This window comes from Streptomyces sp. NPDC088747 (assembly GCF_044751025.1).
Taxonomy (GTDB): domain Bacteria; phylum Actinomycetota; class Actinomycetes; order Streptomycetales; family Streptomycetaceae; genus Streptomyces.
Map to the genome: position 1 here is coordinate 290036 of NZ_JBIVKZ010000010.1, position 22464 is coordinate 312499.

Genomic DNA, 22464 nt, shown 5'->3' on the forward strand with positions numbered 1-22464 from the left:
CTTCCCGGGACGGAGGGTGTTGGACCGTGCACGCCACGGCCTTCGCCGAATCGTCCCGGACCGGGGGGCCGGAGGAACTCCTTCTGGGCAGACTTGACCCGATTGGGCCGGGGGATGCGCTCGGATGCCGTCGGCGAGGTCTCGGATCAGGCCGACGGAGCGCGTTCACAGGAGGGTGAGCTGGGTCGGTCCGGGCGCGGCCGGTTCCGGGGCGGCGGTGATCCTGCGGGGCATTCCCGCACGTGAGGGACCGATCCCGTACTCCTGGGCCAGCTCGTGCACCTGGCGGGTGATCCGGCGCTGGTACCACTTCGGGGCGTAGGAGCCCTCCGCGTACAGCCGCTCGTAACGGCGTACGAGATGCGGGTGGTAGTGCGCCAGCCAGGCCATGAACCACTCGCGCGCGCCGGGCCGCAGATGCAGCACGAGCGGGGTCACGGAGGTGGCCCCGGAGGCGGCTATCGCCCTTACGGTGGCGCGCAGTTGGGCCGGGTCGTCGCCGAGGAAGGGGATCACCGGCGCCATCAGGACCCCGCAGCCGATGCCGTGGTCCGTCAGGACGCGGACGGCGTCCAGGCGGCGCTCCGGCGCGGGCGTGCCCGGCTCGACGGTGCGCCACAGCTCCGGGTCCGTGAAGCCCACGGAGACCGAGACCCCGACGTCGGTGACCTCGGAGGCCTGCTTGAGGAGTTCGAGGTCGCGCAGGATCAGGGTGCCCTTGGTGAGGATCGAGAAGGGGTTCGCGTGGTCGCGCAGGGCGGAGATGATGCCGGGCATCAGCTGGTAGCGGCCCTCCGCCCGCTGGTAGCAGTCGACGTTGGTGCCCATCGCGATGTGCTCGCCGTGCCAGCGGCGTGAGCCGAGCTGGCGGCGCAGCAGGTCCGGCGCGTTGACCTTCACCACGATCTGGGAGTCGAAGCCGAGGCCCGTGTCGAGGTCCAGATAGCTGTGGGTCTTGCGGGCGAAGCAGTACACACACGCGTGCGTGCAGCCCCGGTACGGGTTCACCGTCCACTCGAAGGGCATCCGGGAGGCCCCCGGCACCCGGTTCACGATCGACCTGGCCCGGATCTCGTGGAACGTGACGCCCCGGAACTCCGGGGTGTCGAAGGTGCGGGTCGTCACCGCGTCCGCACCGAACAGCGCGGCGTCCAGGGCGGGGTCGCCCGCGGGGTCCGCTGTGAGGTTCTCCCAGCGCATGAGGCCTCCTCGGTAGCACTGACCACAGAATAGAACACATGTTCCCTTGATCGTGCGACCTGGTATTCGGCGTCCCGCGTGGCGCCCGGCGGGGGCCCCGATTTGGGCGGCCCGGCCGGGGGGTGGTTGGCTGGCCGCACACCCCGAGAAACCAAGTGCTGGAGGAAGTGCAATGGCGCAGGTCGAGGCCACCACGGAACGGGTCATCGCGGCGGACGCGGAGACGGTGTTCGACGCTCTTGCCGACTACACCGGCACGCGCGCGAAGCTGCTGCCCGAGCACTTCAGCGAGTACGAGGTCCGCGAGGGCGGCGACGGTCAGGGCACCCTCGTCCACTGGAAGCTCCAGGCCACCAGCAAGCGGATCCGCGACTGCCTGCTGGAGGTGAGCGAGCCCACCGACGGCGAGCTCGTCGAGAAGGACCGCAACTCCTCGATGGTCACCACCTGGCGCGTCACCCCGGCCGGCGAGGGCTCCTCCCGCGTGGTCGTCTCCTCGGTCTGGAACGGGGCGGGCGGTGTCGGCGGCTTCTTCGAGAGGACCTTCGCGCCCAAGGGTCTCGGCCGGATCTACGACCTGGTGCTCGCCAACCTCGCCACCGAGGTGGAGAAGTAGCCCCCAGGGTGACTTCGCGGGGTGCGCGGCCCAAGAGCCGGTTCCCCAGGGCGGGTTGCGGACCTCACCGGTTCGAGTGGATCTCTGTGTCGCGGGGCGTTACGCCGTAACTCGTCGTGCTTGCCAGCAGTTGTCGCGTAAGCGGGAATTGTGCGGGTAGGCGCGACGAGGGAGCGGTACGTGGGCGGGATCACTCTGGTGAAGGACGAACCGGCTGCCGCACCCCCGCAGGACCGCACACCACCGGCCGTCGACACCGCCCAACTGGGGCCACGCCAGATCCGGTTGGTCTTCCTGGGGCTGATGCTCGCGCTGCTGCTCGCGGCGCTGGAGCAGATGATCGTGGCCACCGCGCTCCCGAAGATCGTCGGTGAGCTGCACGGTCTGGACAAGATGTCCTGGGCGATCACCGCCTATCTGCTCACCTCCACCGTCGGGCTGCCCATCTACGGCAAGCTGGGGGACCTCTTCGGCCGCAAGGGCGTCTTCCAGTTCGCGATCGTCGTCTTCGTGATCGGGTCCGCGCTGGCCGGCTGGTCGCGCACCATGGACGAACTGATCGCCTTCCGGGCGCTCCAGGGCGTCGGCGCGGGCGGCCTGATGATCGGCGTCCAGGCGATCATCGCGGACATCGTGCCGCCGCGTGAACGAGGCCGCTACATGGGCCTGATCGGCGCCGCGTTCGGCGTCGCCTCCGTCGCCGGCCCGCTCCTCGGGGGCTACTTCACCGACCATCTCACCTGGCGGTGGTGCTTCTACATCAACGTGCCCTTCGGCCTGCTCACCCTGGCCGTCGTCACCGTCGTGCTGAAACTGCCCAGGCCCCGCACCCGAGCGCGCCTGGACGTGCTGGGCGCGCTGCTGCTCGCCGCCGCGTCGACCTGCCTGGTCCTGCTGACCAGTTGGGGCGGCACCGAGTACGCGTGGGACTCGCGGGTCATCCTGGGGCTCGGTGCGGGCGCGCTCGCCGCGACCGTCCTCTTCCTCGTCGCCGAGCACTTCGCCGCCGAACCCCTCATCCCGCTAAGGCTGTTCAGGAACGGCGTCTTCAACGTCACGGCGCTGGTGGGCCTGGTCGTCGGTGTCGCCCTGTTCGGCGCGGCCAGCTATCTGCCGACCTTCCTCCAGATGGTGGACGGGGCCTCGGCGACCGAGTCCGGGCTCCTGATGCTCCCCATGATGGGCGGCATCGTCGGCGCGTCGATCGTCTCCGGGCAGCTCATCAGCAGGACCGGGCGCTACAAGGTCTACCCGGTCCTCGGCGGCGCCCTCTCGGTCCTCGGCATGTGGCTGCTCTCCCGGCTCGAAGCCGACACCCCCCGGCTGCACTACAGCGTCTGGATGGCGGTGCTGGGCGCCGGGATCGGCATGGTGATGCCCGTACTCATCCTCGCCGTGCAGAACTCCGTGCGCCCGGCCGACCTCGGCACCGCGACCAGCGCCAACAACTACTTCCGGCAGATCGGCGGCAGTGTCGGCGCGGCCGTCTTCGGCACCCTGTTCGCCAACCGGCTGGCCGACGAACTCGCCGACCGCGTGTCCGCGCGGCCGGGTACCGGGGTCCCCGACCCCGAGTCGCTCACACCGCAGCTCGTCCACGCGATGCCGGCGCCCCTGCGCGACGACTACATCGGGGCGTACGCGCAGGCCATGCCGCGGATCTTCCTCTACCTCGTGCCGGTGCTGGTCCTCGGCCTGCTCATCGCCTTCTTTCTCAAGGAGAAGCCCTTGATGTCCTATGACGCCCCCGCCACCGACACCTCGCCCGCACCGATCGCCCCGGTCCCACAGGCTCGCACGTCGTACGCCGCCGGTATCCCCGTCTGCGGCACCGTGCAGCACCCCGACGGCACGGTCGTACCGCGTGCCGCGCTCACCCTCATCGACATCGCGGGACAGCAGATCGGACGGGGTGCCAGCGGCGAGGACGGGCGGTACGCGCTGTCCACACCGGGATCGGGGTCCTACGTCCTGATCGCGGCGGCGGGCGGCCACCAGCCGCAGGCAGTCTCGGTGACCGTCGGCGAACGCCCCGTGGAGCTGGACGTCGTGCTCGGCGGGGCAGGACGTCTCGCCGGGAGCGTGCTGACCGCGGACGGCACACCGGTGCGCGAGGCCATCGTCACCCTCACCAACGTGCACGGCGAGGTCGTCGCCACCACCCGCAGCGGGCGTGAAGGGGGCTATGTCATCACGGAGTTGGTGGCGGGCGAGTACACCCTCGCCGCCAGTGCGCCCGCCTTCCGCCCGGCCGCGCTGCCGGTCAGCGTGCAGGCCGCCCGCGAGACCCGGCAGGACGTCGAACTCGCCGGCGGAGCCGTGCTGCGCGGCACCGTGCGGGCCGGCGGCGGGCGCCCTGTCGAGGACGCGCGCGTGACGCTCCTGGACGCCGCGGGGAACGTGGTGGACACACTCACCACCGGCGCCGACGGAACGTTCCGGTTCGTCGACCTGTCCTCCGGCGAGTACACCGTCATCGCGGCGGGCTACCCGCCGGTGGCCACCGTGCTCCAGGTCGCCGGGGGCGGCAGGACGGAACGCGATCTGCAACTGGGCCACGAGGACTAGCCGTTGAGGACCATTGAGGGGGCCCGGCGGCGCCGGTGCTACTCGTGGGTTCAATTCCGCCAATGCCACACATCGCGACGGGCCGTCGCCGTACGGTAGTGAAGGCGGTACAGATCTTGCGGAGCCGTGGGGAGAGAGGGTCTGGGCCATGGACCATGGCATCGACGCGGACGCGAATCCCAGCCGCGGAGCTGGGAACGGCGCGGGGGAGTACGCCGCCGTCGGCCGTATCCCCCTGGCCGTGGTGGTCGTGGACCGCGACGGCCTGGTCTCGCACTGGAGCACCGGCGCCAGGCGGCTGTTCGGCGCCTCCAAGGAGGACGCGGTGGGCCGCTCCGCCGTCGATCTGCTCCCGGTCTCCGGCGCGCTCCCCGAGGACGAGGACACGGCGCCCTACGGGGCGTACGCCGCGTACGACGGACTCGGCCCCGACCTGGAGTCCTCCCTCGACGGGCGGCTCTCCTACCCGGCCGCCGGGCGTGCCCGCCTCACGGTGAGCGGCCCCGCCCGGGTCGACGTGCTGTGGTGGGCGTACCCGCTGGTGGGCCCCGGCCCGGAGCGGCTGCTCGTGCTGGCCGCCGACGCGGACGCCCTGCGCCACGAGGACGACGAGACGGTCGTCGAGCGCATAGCGCCCGGGTTCGCCCTGCACACCGACTTCCCCGGCGCCGAGGAGCTGGCCCGCCAACTGCCCTCGATCCTGCCCAGCATGAGTGTCGGCGAGGGCGTCCGGATCGTCTCGCAGATCCTCGAACTGGGCTATCCCGTACTGGAGTTCAGCCAGAACGACCGGGTGCCCGTCACCCCCGACTGGGGCGTGCCCCGGCGCGCGGAGCGCAAGGCGCGCCGCGAGCGGGCGGCCCGTGCGGCGGCCACCGGTGAAGCCCTGCCGGCGGACGCGCAGGACGAGGGCGAGGATCTCGAATACGTCGCCGTACGCGAGCGCCTGGAGTTCCTGAACGAGGTCAGCGGACGCATCGGCACCTCGCTCGACCTCGCGCAGACCATCCTGGAGGTCAGCCGCGCGGTGGTGCCGCGGTTCACCGACGTCGCGGGCACGTATCTGCGCGAACAGGTCGTCGCCGGTGAGGGGTTCGACGAAGGGGTGCCCGACACGACGACCATGTGGCACCGGGTCGCGCTGGAGCACACGGACGAGCCGGGCCGCTGGGACGACGTCGTGCCGGTCGGCGAAGCCATGCCCTTCCCGGCGCACACGCCGTTCTTCCAGTGCATGACCACCGGTGAGCCCGTCCTCGTGCCGCGCATCAGCGAACAGATGGGGCACATGATCGCGGCGCAGTTCGAGAAGCGCGACATCAGGCCGCTCATCACCCACCGCTCCATGCTGGTCGTCCCCCTGAAGGCACGCAACGCCGTCCTCGGGTTCATGATTTTGCTGCGCCACCCGGAGCGGGTCGAGTTCAACGACATGGACCGCGTGACGGGCGCCGAACTGGCCGCCCGCGCCGGGCTCGTGCTCGACAACGCGCGCATGTACACGTACCAGGAGAGCGTCGCCGAGACCCTCCAGGACAGCATGCTGCCGCACATCGCGCCGCGCATGGCCGGCTGCGACATCGCCACCCGCTATCTGCCCGGCACGCTCCTCGGCCGGGTCGGCGGCGACTGGTTCGACTCGGTGAAGCTGCCCGGCTCCCGGACCGCACTCGTCGTCGGCGACGTGATGGGCCACGGCCTCAACTCGGCCGCGATGATGGGCCAGTTGCGCACCGCCGTCCAGACCATGGCAGCCCTCGACCTGCCGCCCGCCCAACTGCTGCGCAACCTCGACGACCTCGCCCAGCGGCTCGGCGACAACTACCTCGCCACCTGCCTGTACGCCGTCTACGACCCGATCGCCGGTGAGCTGCGCCTCGCCAACGCCGGTCACATCCCGCCCGTCGTGGTGCGCGCCGCGGACGGCCGCAGCGACCTCCTCGACCTGCCGACGGGCGCGCCCATCGGGGTCGGCGGGGTGCCCTTCGAGGCGGTCAGCGTGCGCGTGGAGCCGGGCGACCGGCTGGTGATGTGCACCGACGGGCTGGTCGAGGTGCGCGGCGAGGACATCGGTGTCGGCCTCGCCACGCTCTGTGAGTCGGCCGCCCACCCGGCCGCGTCCATGGACGACGCCTGCGACACCATCATCCGCGCGCTCAACACCCGCGGCGGCCGCAAGGACGACGTGGCGCTGCTGATGGCCCGGCTGAACGGCATCGAACCCGAGGACGTCGCCGAATGGCGGCTCCCGCTCGACCCGGCCGAGGCACGACGGGCCCGCGCCGTGGTCCGGGAGCAACTCCACGTCTGGGGTCTCGCCTCGCTCGCCGACCCGGCCGAGCTGATGGTCAGCGAGCTGGTCACCAACGCCGTACGCCATGCCCACAGCCGGCACGTCGAACTGCGCCTGGTGCGCGGCGAGACCCTGCTGTGCGAGGTGGACGACGACGACCACACGCTGCCGACCCTGCTCAGCGCCGGTCCCGGTGACGAGTCCGGGCGCGGTCTGGGCGTCGTGAGCACGCTGTCCCGCGAGTGGGGCACGAGCCGCACGACCGCCGGCAAGACCGTGTGGTTCGAACTGACGCTGCCGCGACGCCGCTAGGGGCTGTCCGACCGTCCGCGGTGCCGGGTGTGCGAGGCGGGACCTGAGGGGCGCACGCCGGGGTACTCATGTCGAAGGTGCGGTGAAGGAATGCGCCGCGCGCTTGTGGCGGGCACGAAGGCGCGATAAACCGATCTGACCCCGTCTCCCGACGGGTAGCCGTCGCAACCCCGGGAGTTGGGCATGAGTGTGACGAGTCGGTACAAGGAGGCCTGGGAGGGCTTCTGGCGCGAGGCCCCCGGCGAACAGGGGGCGGTGTTCTGGGACGCGGAGCCCGTGCTGACCGCCGGTGTCCATCTCGCCCGCTTCGAACCTCGCCTGGTGGACTTCGAGTTGCCCCTCATCGACCTGGGCTGCGGCAACGGCACGCAGACCCGGTTCCTCGCGGAGCGGTTCACCCGGGTCGTCGGCACCGACATCTCCGCCGCCGCCCTCGACCACGCCCGCCGCGCCGATCCGGAGGGCGCGGCCGAGTACCGGCTGCTCGACTCCGCGGAGAGGAGCGAGGTCGAGGCGCTGCACGCGGAACTCGGCGACGTCAACATCTACATGCGGGGTGTGCTCCACCAGTGCGAGGCCGACGACAGGCAGGCCCTCGTCGACGGCATCGCCACGCTTCTCGGGGAGCGTGGCCGGGCCCTGCTGGTAGAGCTCTCGGAGACCGCGCGGCCCGTCCTGATGGGCCTCGCGCAGGGCCCCGAGGGACCGCCGCCCAAACTGCGGCCGGTCCTGGCGCACGGGATAGCCCCCGGCGAGGTGGCGGACGCGGCGGTCCCCGTCTATCTGGGCGCGGCCGGTCTGACGGTGCTCGGGAGCGGTGAACTCCCGCTCATCACCACGGAGTACACGGCGGAAGGGATCCGGATCGAGCTTCCGTCGGCGTGGTACGTGGTGGGGCGGGAGAACTGAGGCGGCGACCGGTGTGGCGCCCCGCGGGACACCACACCGGCCCTTCGTCCGGCTAGAGGCTCTTCCAGAAGCCGAGGTTGTGCTCCTCGTCGAACCGCGTGGAGGCCTTGGAGCAGGCCGCGGGGGACGCATTGCCCGACGGCGCGGTGTCGCAGGCGGAGAGCGACATCACGGCGCCGGTCCTGGCGTCGTACCTCGGCCAGGCCGGGGTCCGGATCTTCAACCTGAAGCGGCCCGCACGGAGGTTCTTGGCCCGTCGGCCACGCGGCGCGTAACGTGACGCGGCATGAAGATCCTCATCAGCGCCGACATGGAAGGCGCCACCGGGGTGACCTGGCCCGCCGACGTGCTGCCCGGGACTCCGCAGTGGGAGCGGTGCCGTTCGATGTTCACCTCGGACGTGAACGCCGCCGTGCTCGGGTTCTTCGACGGCGGCGCCGACGAGGTGCTGGTAAACGAGGCCCACTGGACCATGCGGAACCTGCTCCTTGAGCAGTTGGACGACAGGGCGCAGATGCTCACCGGGCGGCACAAGTCGCTGTCCATGGTGGAGGGCGTGCAGCACGGTGACGTCGACGGCATCGCCTTCGTGGGCTATCACGCGGGCGCCGGCATGGAGGGCGTCCTCGCGCACACCTACCTGGCGAACTCCATCACCGGGGTGTGGGTGAACGACGTACGGGCCAGCGAGGGGCTGCTCAACTCCCGTGTGGTCGCCGAGTACGGCGTCCCCGTCGTGCTCGTCACCGGGGACGACCTGGCCTGCGAGGACGCGCTCGGGTACGCGCCCGAGGCACTGAAAGTCGCCGTCAAGGACCATGTGTCGCGGTACGCGGCGGTGTGCCGGACGCCGGCCAGGACCGCCGCCGACATCCGCGCGGCGGCCAAGGAGGCGGCGTCCCTGGCGGTCCGTCACCAGCCGTCCGTGGCGGGGCCGTTCACCGTGGCGCTGGAGTTCGACGCCGAGCACCTGTCGATGGCGGCGACCGTGGTGCCGGGGGTCGAGCGGGTCGGGGAGCGGAAGGTGGCGTACACCAGCGGCACCATGTACGAGGGAATTCGCACGTTCAAGGCGGTCACGACGATCGTGTCGGCCGCGGTGGAGGAGCAGTATGGCTGACGCGTCGGCACTGGACGAGGTCGTCCGGTTCACCTCGGACCTCATCCGCATCGACACCACCAACCGGGGCGGCGGCGACTGCCAGGAGCGCCCGGCCGCGGAGTACGCCGCCGCGCGGCTGGCCGAGGCGGGCCTGGAACCCACGCTCCTGGAGCGCACCAGGGGACGTACCAACGTCGTCGCCCGTATCGAGGGCACCGACCCCTCGGCCGACGCGCTGCTCGTGCACGGCCACCTGGACGTGGTGCCCGCACAGGCCGAGGACTGGAGCGTGCACCCGTTCTCCGGGGAGGTCCGCGACGGAGTGGTGTGGGGGCGCGGCGCCGTCGACATGAAGAACATGGACGCGATGATCCTGGCGGTCGTCCGGGACTGGGCGCGCACGGGCGTACGGCCCCGGCGCGACCTCGTGATCGCGTTCACCGCCGACGAGGAGGCGAGCGCCGAGGACGGCTCGGGCTTCCTCGCCGACCGGCACCCGGGCCTCTTCGAGGGCTGCACCGAGGGCGTCAGCGAGTCCGGGGCGTTCACCTTCCACGACGGCGCCGGGCGCGAGCTCTACCCCATCGCGGCGGGCGAACGCGGCACCGCCTGGCTCAAGCTCACCGCGCGCGGCCGGGCGGGACACGGGTCCAAGGTGAACCGGAGCAATGCGGTGACGCGACTGGCCGAGGCCATCGCGCGGATCGGGGCGCACGAGTGGCCGCTACGGCTCACCCCGACCGTACGCGCGGCACTCACCGAACTCGCCGCCGTGTACGGCCTCGATCCCGACTTCGAGGACGTCGACGGCCTGCTCACCAAGCTGGGCCCCGCCGCCACGCTGGTCGAGGCGACCGTGCGCAACAGCGCCAACCCGACGATGCTCAGCGCCGGTTACAAGATCAACGTGATTCCGGGGGAGGCCGTCGCGTACATCGACGGCAGGTACCTGTACGGCGCCGAGGACGAGTTCCGCGCGACCCTGGACCGGCTCACCGGACCGGACGTCGAGTGGGAGTTCCAGCATCGCGAGGTGGCGCTCCAGGCGCCGCTGGAGTCGGCGACGTACGCGCGCATGCGGGCCGCCGTCGAGGAGTTCGCTCCCGAGGGACACGTGGTGCCGTACTGCATGTCCGGCGGCACGGACGCCAAGCAGTTCTCGCGCCTGGGCATCACCGGCTACGGCTTCTCGCCGCTCAGGCTGCCGAAGGGGTTCGACTACCAGGCCCTTTTCCACGGCGTCGACGAACGTGTCCCCGTCGAGGCACTGCACTTCGGCGTGCGCGTACTCGACCGCTTCCTTCGCACGGCCTAGGGACACAGGGATATGGGGATAGTGGGGGACATGGTGCAGACCCTTGCGTACGGATCGTGGCCCTCGCCCATCGACGCGGCGCTCGCCGCCGCGCACGACGGACATCCCGAGTCCGTCGGCTTCGTCGGCGACGAGACCTGGTGGACCGAACCCCGTCCCACCGAGGGCGGGCGGCGCACGCTCGTGCGGCGGCGGGCCGACGGCACGGAGGAGTCGGTGCTGCCCGCGCCGTGGAACGTGCGCAGCCGCGTCATCGAGTACGGCGGACAGGCCTGGGCCGGGGAGATGCGCCCCGAGGGGCCGCTGGTGGTGTTCGTCGACTTCGGCGACCAACGGCTGTACCTGTACCGGGCCGGCGAGGAGCCGCGCCCGCTGACCCCGGTGTCGTCCGTCGGCGGTGGACTGCGCTGGGTGGACCCGTGGTTGTGCGCCGAGCGGGACGAAGTGTGGTGCGTCCTGGAGGAGTTCACCGGGGACGGGCCGGCCGACGTGCGCCGTGTCGTGGCCGCCGTGCCGCTGGACGGTTCGGCGGCGCGGGACCGGGGTGCCGTGCGCGAACTCAGCGACGGACGGCACCGGTTCGTCACCGGACCCCGGCTCTCGCCCGACGGCGGACGCGTCGCCTACCTCGCCTGGGACCACCCGAGGATGCCCTGGGACGGGACGGAGCTGATCGTCGCCGAGGTCGCCGACGACGGCACCTTCCAGGAGGCCCGCACGGTCGCGGGCGGACCCGAGGAGTCGATCGCGCAGGCCGAATGGGCGCACGACGGCGCCCTGTTGTACGCCGGTGACCGCACCGGATGGTGGAACCTGTACCGGGACGGTGTGCCGCTCTGCCCGCGCGAGGAGGAGTTCGCCGGGCCGCTGTGGAAGGTCGGCTACCGCTGGTTCGCGCCGCTGGAGGACGGACTGATCGCCGTCGTGCACGGCCGCGGTGCCACCGCGCTCGGCATCCTGGACCCGGAGACCGGGGAGGTCGTCGACGCGGCGGGCCCCTGGACCGAGTTCGCCCCCACCCTCGCCGCGCACGGCAGCCGCGTCCTGGGCGTCGGCGCCTCCCCGCGCAGCGCGTACGAGGTGGTCGAGCTGGACGCCCGCACCGGGCGGGCCCGGGTGACCGGCGCCGCGCACGACGACCCGGTGGATCCCGCGTACTACCCGGAACCGCAGATCCGCACCTTCACCGGACCCGACGGACGCGAGATCCACGCGCACATCTACCCGCCGCACCACCCCGGCCATGTCGCCCCCGACGACGAACTGCCGCCGTACGTCGTCCACGCGCACGGCGGTCCCACCAGCCGGGCGCCCCTCGTGCTCGACCTGGAGATCGCCTACTTCACCTCGCGCGGCATCGGCGTCGCCGAGGTCAACTACGGCGGATCCAGCGGGCACGGGCGGGAGTACCGCAACCGGCTGCGCGAACAGTGGGGAGTCGTCGACGTCGAGGACTGCGCCGCCGTCGCCCTCGCGCTGGCGGACGAGGGCACCGCCGACCGGCGGCGGCTCGCGGTACGCGGGGGCAGCGCGGGCGGCTGGACCACCGCCGCGTCCCTGACCAGTACCGACGTGTACGCCTGCGGCACCATCCTCTACCCGATCCTCGACCTCGCCGAATGGGGTTCGGGGGAGACCCACGACTTCGAGTCGCAGTACCTGGAGAGCTTGATCGGGCCGCTCGCCGAGGTGCCGGCCAGATACGCGGAGCGGTCGCCGTCCCAGCACGCCGACCGGATCAGCGCCCCCTTCCTGCTGCTCCAGGGCCTCGACGACGTGATCTGTCCGCCCGCGCAGTGCGAGCGGTTCCTCACCAGCCTGGAGAGGGAGGGCCGGCGGGTTCCGCACGCCTACATCGCCTTCGAGGGCGAGGGGCACGGCTTCCGGCGGGCCGAGACGACGGTGCGGGTCCTGGAGTCCGAACTCTCGCTGTACGCACAGGTCCTGGGGCTGAATCCGCCCGGTATCCCGACATTGGAGCTCGCCAAGTGAAGCCCTTGATCCGCCCCGCCCGACTCGTCCCGGGCGCCCGCGTCGCCGTCGTCGCGCCGAGCGGGCCCGTCGTCGAGGAGCGGCTCCAGACCGGGCTCGACATCCTGCGTGGCTGGGACCTCGACCCCGTCGTGGCGCCCCATGTCCTGGACAGGCACCCCGAGTTCCCCTACCTCGCGGGCACCGACGCCGACCGTGCGGCCGACTTCCAGGCGGCCTGGTGCGACCCGGACACGGCCGCGGTGTTCTGCGCCCGCGGCGGATACGGCTCGCAGCGCATGACCGACCTGCTCGACTGGGACGCGCTGCGGGCCGCGGGCCCCAAGGTGCTCCTCGGCTTCAGCGACATCACCGCCCTGCACGAGGCGTTCGCGGCCCGCCTGGGGCTGGTCACCCTGCACGGGCCGATGGCGTCCGCCGTCGACTTCCTCAAGAACGCGCGGGCGCAGGAGCATCTGCGAGCCACCCTCTTCGAGCCGGAGAAGGTGCTGACCATCGAGTCCACCGGCCGCGGCGTACTGGTGCCGGGGCGCGCCCGGGGAGTGACGCTCGGCGGCTGTGTGAGCCTGCTGGCCGCCGAACTGGGCACGCCACGGGCCCGGTCGGGCGCCGCGGGCGGACTGCTGCTGATCGAGGACATCGGCGAGGAGGCCTACCGCCTGGACCGCATCCTCACCCAGCTCCTGCGGGCCGGATGGCTCGACTCGGTGGCCGGGATCGCGCTCGGCTCGTGGAAGCACTGCGGGCCGTACGAGGCTCTGCGCGCCGTGTTCGCCGACCGGCTGGGCGGGCTCGGCGTGCCCGTCGTCGAGGACTTCGGCTTCGGGCACTGCGAGGGAGCGCTCACCATCCCCTTCGGCGTCATGGCCGAACTCGACGCCGAGGCGGGGACGTTGACGCTGGACGAACCCGCGCTCGCCTGACCGTACCGGTCCCTGAATCGCCGCCGAGAAACACCCGGCACGGTGATTGACCCGGACTGACGCCTGTCACAGCATGATTACCGGTCGGTAAGCAGCGGCCGCGCCCGTCGAGTCGTGCCTGTCGAGTCCTGCCCGTGGAGTCGTGCCCGAGAAATTATGGCCGGCCGGGCGGTCTTCGGCCGGACCGTGCTCACCCGCGTGCCCAGTCGGGTTGTCCTCAGTGTGGAGGTCTTCGTGTCCCGTCGTTCCCGTGTGTCCGGACCCCGTGCCTGCCTGGCCCTGGCCGTCGGCGCGGCGCTCACGGCGCCGCTCGCGCTCACCGCGCCCGTCGCCGCGGCCACCGGTCAATACACCGTCACCGCACTGAAGTTCACCGTCCAGGCCGGTGGGCGCACCTGCACGGTCGACGCCGACCTCTACCGGCCCGCGGGCGTGGACCGCGCTCACACCGCCCCCGCCGTACTCGCCACGAACGGCTTCGGCGGGAGCAAGTCGGACGGTTCGACGGACGCCGTCGGCAAGGCGTTCGCGGCCCGCGGATACGTCGGACTCGTCTACTCGGGGCTCGGCTTCGGCCACTCGGGCTGCCAGATCTCCCTCGACGACCCGCGTATCGACGGGGTGGCCGCCTCACGGCTCGTCGACTTCCTGGGCGGCACCCGCGCCGCCGACGACGGGACGAAGGCCGACTTCGTCACCCGCGACGGCAGGGGCGATCCCCGCGTCGGCATGATCGGCGGCTCGTACGGGGGCGCCGTCCAGCTGGCCACGGCCGCCGTGGACCACCGGGTCGACGCGCTGGTCCCGATGATCACCTGGAACGACCTGTCGTACTCGCTGGACCCCAACAACGCCGTCGGCACCCGTTCCGTCCCCGGCGCCTTCAAGTGGCAGTGGACCAACGGCTTCTACCTGATCGGCGAGGGCCTGCCGCTCACCCCGGCGAACCTGGACCCCTCCCGCGTCGGCTCAGGCACCTGCCTGCACTTCGTGAGCGACGCCTGCGACACGATCCGGACCCTCAACTCGGGGAGCTACCCGGCCGCGAAGACCGGTCCGCTGCTCCGCTACTCGCGCAGCGTGTCGCCCGTCTCCTATCTCCGGAAGGTGAAGGCACCGACCCTGCTGATCCAGGGACAGGCGGACAGCCTCTTCAACCTCAACGAGGCGACAGCGACGTACAAGGCCCTGAAGTCGCGGGGCACGACGACGAAGATGATCTGGCAGTCCTGGGGCCACAGCGGCGGACGCACCGACCCGGCAAGCGGTGAACTCAACCTGGTCCAGGGCAACTTGGAGACCAGCTACGTCGGCAAGCGGATCCTCGCCTGGTTCGACCGCTACCTCCGGCGCCACAAGGGTGTGGACACGGGCCCCTCCTTCGCGTACTACCGCGACTGGATCACCGACCCGAACGGCACCTACGCCACCTCCTCGCGGCTGCCCGCGCTCAGCCGGCGGCTCTACCTCTCCGGGGACGGCAAGCTCGTCGACAACCGCAGGAAGGTCGTCCGCGGCAGCCGGGAGTACGTCAACGGCCCACTGCCCACCAGCCACTCCGAGAGCTCCCTCGCCGCGATGGCCGGGCTGCCCGATCCGGCGCCGTACGACACCGAGGGCACCTACCTCGGGTGGACGACCGCGCCCCTGACCCGCTCCGTGGACGTCGTCGGCGCGCCCAGGGCCACCCTGAAGGTCCTCTCGCCGAAGACCGAGCAGGTGCAGAACTCCGGCGACGCCGCCGACAAGCTGGTCCTCTTCACCAAGCTGTACGACGTGGCGCCCGACGGCACGCAGACGCTGGTTCACCGGCTGGTGGCGCCGGTGCGGGTGCCCGACGTCACCAGGAGCTTCACCGTCTCGCTGCCGGGGATCGTGCACCGGTACGAGGCGGGGCACCGGCTCCGGTTCGTCGTCGCGGCCAGCGACGACGCGTACTTCGGGAACAGGGGGGTGAAACCGGTGACGGTCACCAGCGCGCCGGGTAACACCGGGGTCCTGGAGCTGCCGGTGGTCCGCGACTGAGTCACCCGGAGGAACGTCCCGCCGCGCGGCCCGGCACGACGCGACCCATGCTGGGCGCATGAGCCCGAAGACCTCCGAAAGCGCCGGTACGGGTGGCGGGAAGAGCGGCGGCGGACTGCTGACGCCCACCAGGGTCAGCGTGATCGCGCTGGCCCTGCTCGCTCTGATCTTCATCTTCGAGAACACCCGGAGCACCAGGATCAGGCTGCTGATCCCGGAAGTGGTCATGCCCCTGTGGGTGGCGCTGCTGAGCACGGCGGTCATCGGCGCGCTGTGCGGGGCGTACTTCATGCGGCGGAGACGATGAGAAGCGGACACACGTTCGCGTAGGCTGGCCGGATGCCTGAGAACGTCCCCGAATACCTCGCCTCAGGTCCTCGCGCGGGCATCAGGCCCTACACCTACGAGGACGCCGCGGAGTTCACCGCCCGCGCCCGGGAGAGCAAGGACCTGCACCAGCCGTGGCTGTTCCCGCCGGTCAGCGCCGACGCGTACACCGCCTACGCGCGGCGGCTGATCGAGGATCCGACGAAGGCCGGGTTCCTGGTGTGCGAGCTTTCGCACGGCGGGGAGGGCGCGGAGGGCGCCGGGGGGACCATCGCCGACGGGGCGATCGCCGGGTTCATCAACATCAACAACATCGTCGAGGGCGGCTTCCTCTCCGGTGCGCTGGGGTACGGCGCCTTCGCCCACGCGGCCGGCCGGGGGCTGATGGGCGAAGGGCTCGGGCTCGTCGTCCGGCACGCCTTCGGCGCGATGCGGCTGCACCGGCTCGAAATCAACGTGCAGCCCGGCAATGCCGCCTCCATCGCGCTCGCCCGGCGATGCGGGTTCCGGCACGAGGGCTTCTCGCCCGACTTCATCTACATGGACGGTGCCTGGCGGGACCACGAGCGGTGGGCGATCACCGTGGAGATGACCCGGAGCCCCTGACGTCGGCGGACCCCCTGACGTCGGCCGACCCCGTGACGTCGGCGGACTCCGTCGGCGAGGATGTGCGGCATGCGCAACATCGTCGTCCTGGACGCCCCTTCCAACCTCGGCCTGCGCCCGCCCGCGCCCGGCACCGTCCCCGGCTGCTACAAACTCGCCGGCGCCCTGCGCGAGCAGGGGATCGTACGGCGGCTCGGCGCGCTGGAGGGCGGGGTCGTCGTCCCGCCCCGCTACGACCGGGGGGAGTGGCAGGAGGGCGACGGGGTCTTCAACGCCGCCGCCATCGCCTCCTACACCCGCAGGCTCGCCGACCGGATCGAACACCACGTCCGCGCCGGTGACCTGCCGGTCGTCCTCGGCGGCGACTGTTCCATCCAGCTCGGCGCCTCCCTCGCGCTGCGCCGCCTCGGCCGGTTCGGGCTCGTCGCCGTCGACGGCTCGGCCGACTTCCGGCATCCCGGCAACTCGGACCGGATCGGAGCGGCGGGCGGCGAGGAACTCGCCCTCGCGACCGGCCGCGGGCAGGACGACCTCACGGACCTGGAGGGTCTGAAGCCCTACCTCAGGGACGAGGACGTACGGCTCTTCGGCATCCGGGACTACGACACCGACCGGGACGAGCTCGCCGCGCTGAAGATCCAGACGGTGAGTGTGGGGGAGCTGCGGGAGTGGGGCGCGGACGCGATCGCGCGGGCCGTCGTGGAGACGCTGGAGCTTCCGCACCTGGAGGGCTTCTGGGTGCATCTCGACGCCGACTGTCTCGACCCGTCGGTGATGCCCGCCGTGGACAGTCCCGATCCCGACGGGCTGCTTCCGGATGAACTGCTCGCGTTGTTGCGGCCGTTGGTGCGGTCGCCGCGGTGTGTCGGGCTCAATGTCACCATCTACGATCCGGATCTGGACCCGGAGGGGGTGGCGGGGGCGCTGCTCGCCGATCTCGTGGTGGGGGCGTTCGGGGAGGGGTGAGGGGTGGGGTCGGCGGTGGGTCGGTGGTGGTGGGCGGCCGGGTGGGTTTTCGCCCCCTCCGCCCCTTCCCTTCCCGTTTCTGGGGGCTGCGCCCCCAGGCCCCCCCTTTTCGCGCTTCGCGCTCGTCCTCAAGCGCCGGACGGGCTGAAAGTCTCAGCCCGACCTGCGGTCCGCGTACTCGTACACCGCTCCGTCGGGGTGCATCGCGATCAGGTTGCGGCCGACCGGGGTCGCCACCGGGCCCGCCAGGACGTGGGCGCCCGAGTCGCTGAGGACGCGGTAGGCCTCGTCGACGTCCTTGACGGCGATGGTGGCGGCGACCTTGCGGAGGACGTCCAGTTCGGCCGGGGGGCCGCTCATGAGCAGAAAGCAGCCGACCGCGGCGACCGAGACGCCGCCGCGCTCGAAACGCAGGGCCTGTCCGCCCGCGAGTCTCTCGTAGAACGGGACCGAAGCCTCCAGGTCGTCGACGCAGATACGCAGCGTGGCTCCCAGAATCTCCATGGGAAGAGCCTAGTTGGGACGGGCCGGGGACGAGATCGCTTCGGCGGGATCCGGTGCCCGGAGGCGGTGTGACGTGCGCCGTTCCGCTTTGTCTCGGATCATGGGACGGGATGCGTACGAGGCAGGGACGAAACGCCCGGCGCCCAGGTGTTTGGGTGCTCTGACCAGGGGGACGCGGAAAGTCCCGTACGAGCGACACCGCCGGAGGCGAACTGTGAGTCGACCGCGCATTGTGATCGTCGGTGCCGGCTTCGCCGGGTATCGGACGGCCCGCACCCTGGCGCGGCTGGTCCGGCACAAGGCCGACATCACCCTGCTCAACCCGACCGACTACTTTCTGTATCTGCCCCTGCTGCCCCAGGTCGCCGCCGGAGTCCTGGAGCCACGCCGCGTCACCGTCTCGCTCTCCGGCACCCTGCCAAACGTGCGTCTGGTGCTCGGCGAGGCCGCCGGCATCGACCTCGAAGCGCGTGCCGTGCACTACACGGACCCCGAGGGCGATACGGGCACGCTGACCTACGACCGGCTCGTGCTCGCCGTCGGCAGCGTCAACAAACTCCTGCCCGTGCCCGGGATCGCCGAGTACGCGCACGGTTTCCGGGGCCTGCCCGAAGCGCTCTACCTACGTGATCACGTGACCCGGCAGGTGGAACTCGCCGCCGCGTCCGACGACCCCAAGAGCAGTGCCGCGCGGTGCACCTTCGTGGTGGTCGGCGCCGGTTACACCGGCACCGAAGTCGCCGCGCAGGGACAGCTGTTCACCGACGCGCTGGTACGCAAGCAGCCACTGCGCGAGGGCGTACGGCCCCGCTGGCTGCTGCTCGACACCGCTCCCCGCGTCCTGCCCGGACTGGGTGAAGGGCTCTCCCGCACCGCCGACCGCGTGCTGCGGCAGCGGGGCGTCGACGTACGCATGGAGACCTCCGTCCAGGAGGCGAGCGAGACCGGAGTCCAGCTGAGCGACGGGGAGTTCGTCGACACCCGGACGCTGGTGTGGTGTGTCGGTGTACGGCCCGACCCGCTCGTCGAAGGCCTCGAACGGCCCCTTGAGCAGGGGCGGTTGCTCGTCGACCCGTACCTCCAGGTGCCCGGCCAGCCCGAGGTTTTCGCCTGCGGAGACGCGGCGGCGGTGCCTGACCTGGAGAAGCCGGGGGAGTACACGCCGATGACGGCGCAGCACGCCTGGCGGCAGGGCAAGGTCGCGGGGCGCAACGTCGCCGCCTCGCTCGGTATCGGCGAACGGCACGCCTACCGGCACCGTGACCTGGGCTTCACCGTGGACCTCGGCGGTGTGAAGGCCGCCGCCAACCCCCTGGGCATCCCGCTCTCCGGCCCGATCGCCGGGGCCGTCACCCGCGGTTACCACCTCGGCGCGATGCCCGGGAACCGGCTGCGCGTCGCGGCCGACTGGGCCCTGGACGCCGTACTGCCGCGCCAGGCCGTGCAGTTGGGCCTGGTCCGCTCCTGGTCGGTGCCGCTGGAGACGTCCTCGCCGGAGCTGGCCCGGGTGGGGGGTGCGCCGGAGAGGCCCGTCGGCGGCCACGCGTCCGCGAAGTCCGCCGGGTCCGCGAAGTCCGCTGGTTCCGCGGCGTCCGCCGGCCCCGGCAAGGGGGCCACCAGCGCGTCCTCGAAGCCCACCAGTGCGTCCGCGAAACCCGGCGGCGGGCCGGACGAGTCCGCCGAAACCCACAAGGAGCCCGACAGCAACCGCCCGGAAGGAACTTCATGAACACCGGCCAACTCACCGAGCTCGCACAGCAGTTGCGTGTCGACAGCGTCCGCGCCTCCGATGCCGCGGGTTCCGGGCACCCCACGTCCTCGATGTCCGCGGCGGACCTGATGGCGGTCCTGCTGGCCAACCATCTGCGCTACGACTTCGACCGCCCCCGGCATCCCGGCAACGACCGCTTCATCCTCTCCAAGGGGCACGCCTCACCCCTGCTGTACTCCGCCTACAAGGCCGCCGGGGCCCTCGACGACGCCGAGCTGCTCACCTTCCGCAAGCTGGGCAGCCGGCTCGAAGGGCACCCGACGCCCCAGCGGCTGCCGTGGGTCGAGACCGCCACCGGCTCGCTGGGGCAGGGACTGCCCGTCGGGGTCGGCGTGGCGCTCGCCGGGAAGCGGCTGGACCGTACGGGCTACCGGGTCTGGGTCCTGTGCGGGGACAGCGAACTCGCCGAGGGATCGGTGTGGGAGGCCGCCGAGCACGCCGGATACGAGCACCTCGACAACCTCACCGTGATCGTCGACGTGAACCGGCTGGGCCAGCGCGGACCCACCCGGCACGGACACGACCTGGATGCCTACGCGCGCCGGTTCCAGGCCTTCGGCTGGCACACCGTGGAGGTCGACGGGCACGACGTCGACGCCGTCGACCGCGCGTACGGCGAGGCCGCCTCCACCGGCGGACAGCCGACCGCGATCCTCGCCCGCACCCTCAAGGGCAAGGGCGTCGCGTCGGTCGAGGACCGCGAGGGCCTGCACGGCAAGCCGCTGCCGGACGCCGAGGAGGCGATCGCGGAACTCGGCGGCGTACGTGACCTGCGTGTCGAGGTCGGGCAGCCGCCCGCCACCCGGACGCTGCACGCCGTACGGGCCGGTCATCTCGACCTGCCGCGCTTCGAGACCGGCGACAAGGTGGCCACCCGCGACGCGTACGGGCAGGCGCTCGCCGCACTCGGCACCTCGCGCGGCGACATCGTCGCCCTGGACGGCGAGGTGGGCGACTCCACGCGCGCCGAATTCTTCGCCAAGGAGCACCCCGAGCGGTACTTCGAGTGCTATATCGCCGAGCAGCAGCTCGTCGCGACGGCCGTCGGGATGGCGGCGCGCGACTGGGTGCCGTACGCCTCCACGTTCGCCGCCTTCCTCACCCGGGCGTACGACTTCGTGCGGATGGCCGCCGTGAGCGGGGCCGGCATCAACCTCGTCGGCTCCCACGCGGGTGTCTCCATCGGTCAGGACGGGCCCTCCCAGATGGGTCTGGAGGACCTGGCGATGTTCCGTGCGGTGTATGGCTCGACCGTGCTGTATCCGTGCGACGGCAACCAGACGGCACGGCTGCTCGCGGCGATGGCCGACCTGGACGGCATCCGCTACCTGCGCACCTCGCGCGGGGACGCCCCCGTCATCTACGGCCCCGACGAGGACTTCCCGGTCGGCGGGAGCAAGGTGCTGCGCGAGTCGGGCGAGGACCGGCTGACCGTGGTCGCGGCGGGCGTCACCGTGCACGAGGCACTGGCCGCCGCCGAGTCGCTGGAGAGCGAGGGCATCCGGGTGCGGGTGATCGACCTCTACTCGGTCAAGCCCGTCGACCGGGAGACCCTGCGTGAGGCCGCCGAACAGACCGGTTGTCTCCTCACCGTCGAGGACCACCGCGAGGAGGGCGGTCTCGGCGACGCGGTCCTCGACGCCTTCGTCGACGGTCGTCCGGTGCCGCGTCTGGTGCGCCTCGCCGTCCGTACGATGCCGGGCTCGGCGTCTCCCGCCGAGCAGCTGCACGCCGCGGGCATCGACGCCGAGTCGATCGCGGCGGCGGCCCGGCTGCTGGTCGAGACGGCTGTCGTGCGCTGACACCCGCCGCGGAGCTGACACCCCGCCGCTGACCCCCGTGTGCGGATTCCGCACGGACCAAGGGTTCCGCACGGACGAAGGCCCGAGGTCCCGTAACGGGACCTCGGGCCTTCGGCACCTCTCCTCACGCTCGCGGATGTCACGCTCGCGGATGTCGCTTCACCACCGGTACCAGCGACCCCGAGAGCCCGAGGCGCCCGTGCCGCGCATCAGGAAGCCCAGCAGCCAGATCGCGAGCACGATCAGGGCGATCCACCAGAAAATCTTCACCGCGAATCCGACACCGAAGAGAATCAGGGCCAGCAGCAGTACCAGCAGGATGGGAACCATGGTTTCGACCTCCTGGTGGGCCGGGTTTCCCGAAATGTCCGAATCAGGCGTCTTTGCGGCAGAGAATTTCTCCGTGCAGGACGGAGAACCAGCCGTCCTCCCGCCGCGCCCAGTCCCGCCAGGCCGCCGACACGGCTCGCAGCTGCTCCGTCGTCGCGTGACCGCCCTCCGTGGCGCGGTCCGCGTACGCCGAGGCCAGCGTGCGGTCCGCCCACAGGCCGCCCCACCACTCCCGCTCGTCCTCGGTGGAGAAGGTCCAGGTGCTCGACGTGGCCGTGACGTCCCGGATGCCGGCCGTCAGTGCCCAGGACTTGAGACGCCGCCCGGCGGCGGGCTCGCCCCCGTTGGCGCGGGCCACGCGCAGATACAGGTCCTGCCAGTCGGCCATGCCCGCCACCTCGGGATACCAGGTCATCGCCTCGTAGTCCCCGTCGCGGACGGCGATGAACCCGCCGGGCCTGGTCACCCGGTGCATCTCGCGCAGCGCCTGGACCGGGTCGCCCACGTGCTGGAGCACCTGATGGGCGTGGACCACGCAGAACGTGTCGTCCGGATACTCCAGCGCGTGCACGTCGGCGACCGCGAACTCGACGTTCTCCAGGCCGCGTTCGGCGGCGGTGGCGCGGGCCTGGTCGAGGATTCCCGGCGCGTGGTCCACGGCGGTGACCTGTCCGTCGGGGACCAGCTCCGCCAGGTCGGCGGTGATGGTCCCCGGCCCGCAGCCGATGTCCAGGATTTTCATGTGCGGCTTCAGTGAGCCGAGGAGGTACGCCGCCGAGTTGGCGGCGGTGCGCCAGACGTGCGAGCGCAGCACGGACTCGTGGTGGCCGTGCGTGTAGACGGCGGTCTCCTGCGACTTCGACATGACGGGCGCCCTTCTCGTCTCCTCAGCGGGTACGCGTC

19 protein-coding genes are annotated in these 22464 nt (G+C 71.6%); 14 read left to right on the forward strand and 5 right to left on the reverse strand.

Translation table 11 applies throughout. From position 1 onward, the window contains the following. Positions 1-165 precede the first annotated feature (165 nt). Positions 166-1200: an Rv2578c family radical SAM protein gene (locus ACIP79_RS24440; RefSeq protein ID WP_401226650.1), complete on the reverse strand. Its 1035-nt coding sequence runs from the start codon at positions 1198-1200 to the stop codon at positions 166-168. A 172-nt stretch (positions 1201-1372) separates the two neighbouring features. Here ACIP79_RS24440 and ACIP79_RS24445 point away from each other — a divergent pair, with 172 nt between their 5' ends. The 4 genes from ACIP79_RS24445 to ACIP79_RS24460 all read left to right on the forward strand — a co-directional run bounded on the left by ACIP79_RS24445 (position 1373) and on the right by ACIP79_RS24460 (position 7898). Beyond that, positions 1373-1816, forward strand: a complete 444-nt coding sequence (locus tag ACIP79_RS24445; RefSeq protein WP_387184857.1) for an SRPBCC family protein — start codon at positions 1373-1375, stop codon at positions 1814-1816. A gap of 180 nt (positions 1817-1996) precedes the next feature. After that, complete coding sequence (locus ACIP79_RS24450) at positions 1997-4384, forward strand: MFS transporter (protein ID WP_401226652.1); 2388 nt, start codon at positions 1997-1999, stop codon at positions 4382-4384. A 148-nt stretch (positions 4385-4532) separates the two neighbouring features. Then, a complete protein-coding gene (locus tag ACIP79_RS24455) occupies positions 4533-6989 on the forward strand; it encodes a SpoIIE family protein phosphatase (protein WP_401226654.1) in 2457 nt (818 codons plus the stop codon). A gap of 183 nt (positions 6990-7172) precedes the next feature. Then, complete coding sequence (locus ACIP79_RS24460) at positions 7173-7898, forward strand: class I SAM-dependent methyltransferase (protein ID WP_401226656.1); 726 nt, start codon at positions 7173-7175, stop codon at positions 7896-7898. A 52-nt stretch (positions 7899-7950) separates the two neighbouring features. Here ACIP79_RS24460 and ACIP79_RS24465 read toward each other — a convergent pair whose 3' ends face one another. Continuing rightward, positions 7951-8121: a hypothetical protein gene (locus ACIP79_RS24465; RefSeq protein ID WP_401226657.1), complete on the reverse strand. Its 171-nt coding sequence runs from the start codon at positions 8119-8121 to the stop codon at positions 7951-7953. Positions 8122-8184: 63 nt separating this feature from the next. Between ACIP79_RS24465 and ACIP79_RS24470 the strand changes: the two genes are divergently transcribed. From ACIP79_RS24470 to ACIP79_RS24505, 8 genes are all read left to right on the forward strand, one after another. Beyond that, positions 8185-9018, forward strand: a complete 834-nt coding sequence (locus ACIP79_RS24470) for a M55 family metallopeptidase (RefSeq protein WP_383685400.1) — start codon at positions 8185-8187, stop codon at positions 9016-9018. Beyond that, a complete protein-coding gene (locus tag ACIP79_RS24475; protein ID WP_401226660.1) occupies positions 9011-10315 on the forward strand; it encodes a M20/M25/M40 family metallo-hydrolase in 1305 nt (434 codons plus the stop codon). Before ACIP79_RS24470 ends, ACIP79_RS24475 begins: the two co-directional genes overlap by 8 nt. Before the next feature lie 30 nt (positions 10316-10345). After that, positions 10346-12307 carry a prolyl oligopeptidase family serine peptidase gene (locus ACIP79_RS24480; RefSeq protein WP_401226661.1) on the forward strand — a complete coding sequence of 654 codons (1962 nt, stop codon included), beginning with the start codon at positions 10346-10348 and terminating at the stop codon, positions 12305-12307. Further along, a complete protein-coding gene (locus ACIP79_RS24485; RefSeq protein WP_401226663.1) occupies positions 12304-13230 on the forward strand; it encodes an LD-carboxypeptidase in 927 nt (308 codons plus the stop codon). Before ACIP79_RS24480 ends, ACIP79_RS24485 begins: the two co-directional genes overlap by 4 nt. Positions 13231-13452: 222 nt before the next feature. Beyond that, positions 13453-15255 (forward strand): CocE/NonD family hydrolase, encoded by a 1803-nt coding sequence (locus ACIP79_RS24490; RefSeq protein WP_401226733.1) that lies wholly within the window; start codon positions 13453-13455, stop codon positions 15253-15255. Positions 15256-15313: 58 nt separating this feature from the next. Next, positions 15314-15562, forward strand: a complete 249-nt coding sequence (locus tag ACIP79_RS24495; RefSeq protein WP_401226664.1) for a DUF1049 domain-containing protein — start codon at positions 15314-15316, stop codon at positions 15560-15562. Between the two features lie 32 nt (positions 15563-15594). Beyond that, a complete protein-coding gene (locus ACIP79_RS24500; protein ID WP_401226665.1) occupies positions 15595-16188 on the forward strand; it encodes a GNAT family N-acetyltransferase in 594 nt (197 codons plus the stop codon). A gap of 69 nt (positions 16189-16257) precedes the next feature. Further along, entirely contained in the window at positions 16258-17154 is an 897-nt protein-coding gene (locus tag ACIP79_RS24505) for an arginase family protein (RefSeq protein ID WP_401226667.1), read from the forward strand. Positions 17155-17307: 153 nt separating this feature from the next. Here ACIP79_RS24505 and ACIP79_RS24510 read toward each other — a convergent pair whose 3' ends face one another. Beyond that, entirely contained in the window at positions 17308-17658 is a 351-nt protein-coding gene (locus tag ACIP79_RS24510) for a VOC family protein (protein WP_401226668.1), read from the reverse strand. Positions 17659-17872: 214 nt separating this feature from the next. Between ACIP79_RS24510 and ACIP79_RS24515 the strand changes: the two genes are divergently transcribed. Next, entirely contained in the window at positions 17873-19387 is a 1515-nt protein-coding gene (locus tag ACIP79_RS24515; protein WP_401226669.1) for an NAD(P)/FAD-dependent oxidoreductase, read from the forward strand. Next, on the forward strand, positions 19384-21231 hold the full coding sequence (locus tag ACIP79_RS24520; RefSeq protein ID WP_401226671.1) for a transketolase: 1848 nt from the start codon (positions 19384-19386) through the stop codon (positions 21229-21231). Before ACIP79_RS24515 ends, ACIP79_RS24520 begins: the two co-directional genes overlap by 4 nt. Positions 21232-21390: 159 nt before the next feature. On the opposite strand, the gene ACIP79_RS24525 is transcribed toward ACIP79_RS24520, so the two are convergent. Beyond that, positions 21391-21561, reverse strand: coding sequence for a hydrophobic protein (locus tag ACIP79_RS24525; RefSeq protein WP_401226673.1), 171 nt, complete (start codon positions 21559-21561; stop codon positions 21391-21393). Between the two features lie 43 nt (positions 21562-21604). Continuing rightward, on the reverse strand, positions 21605-22426 hold the full coding sequence (locus ACIP79_RS24530) for a class I SAM-dependent methyltransferase (protein ID WP_401226674.1): 822 nt from the start codon (positions 22424-22426) through the stop codon (positions 21605-21607). Between the last annotated feature and the right edge of the window lie 38 nt (positions 22427-22464).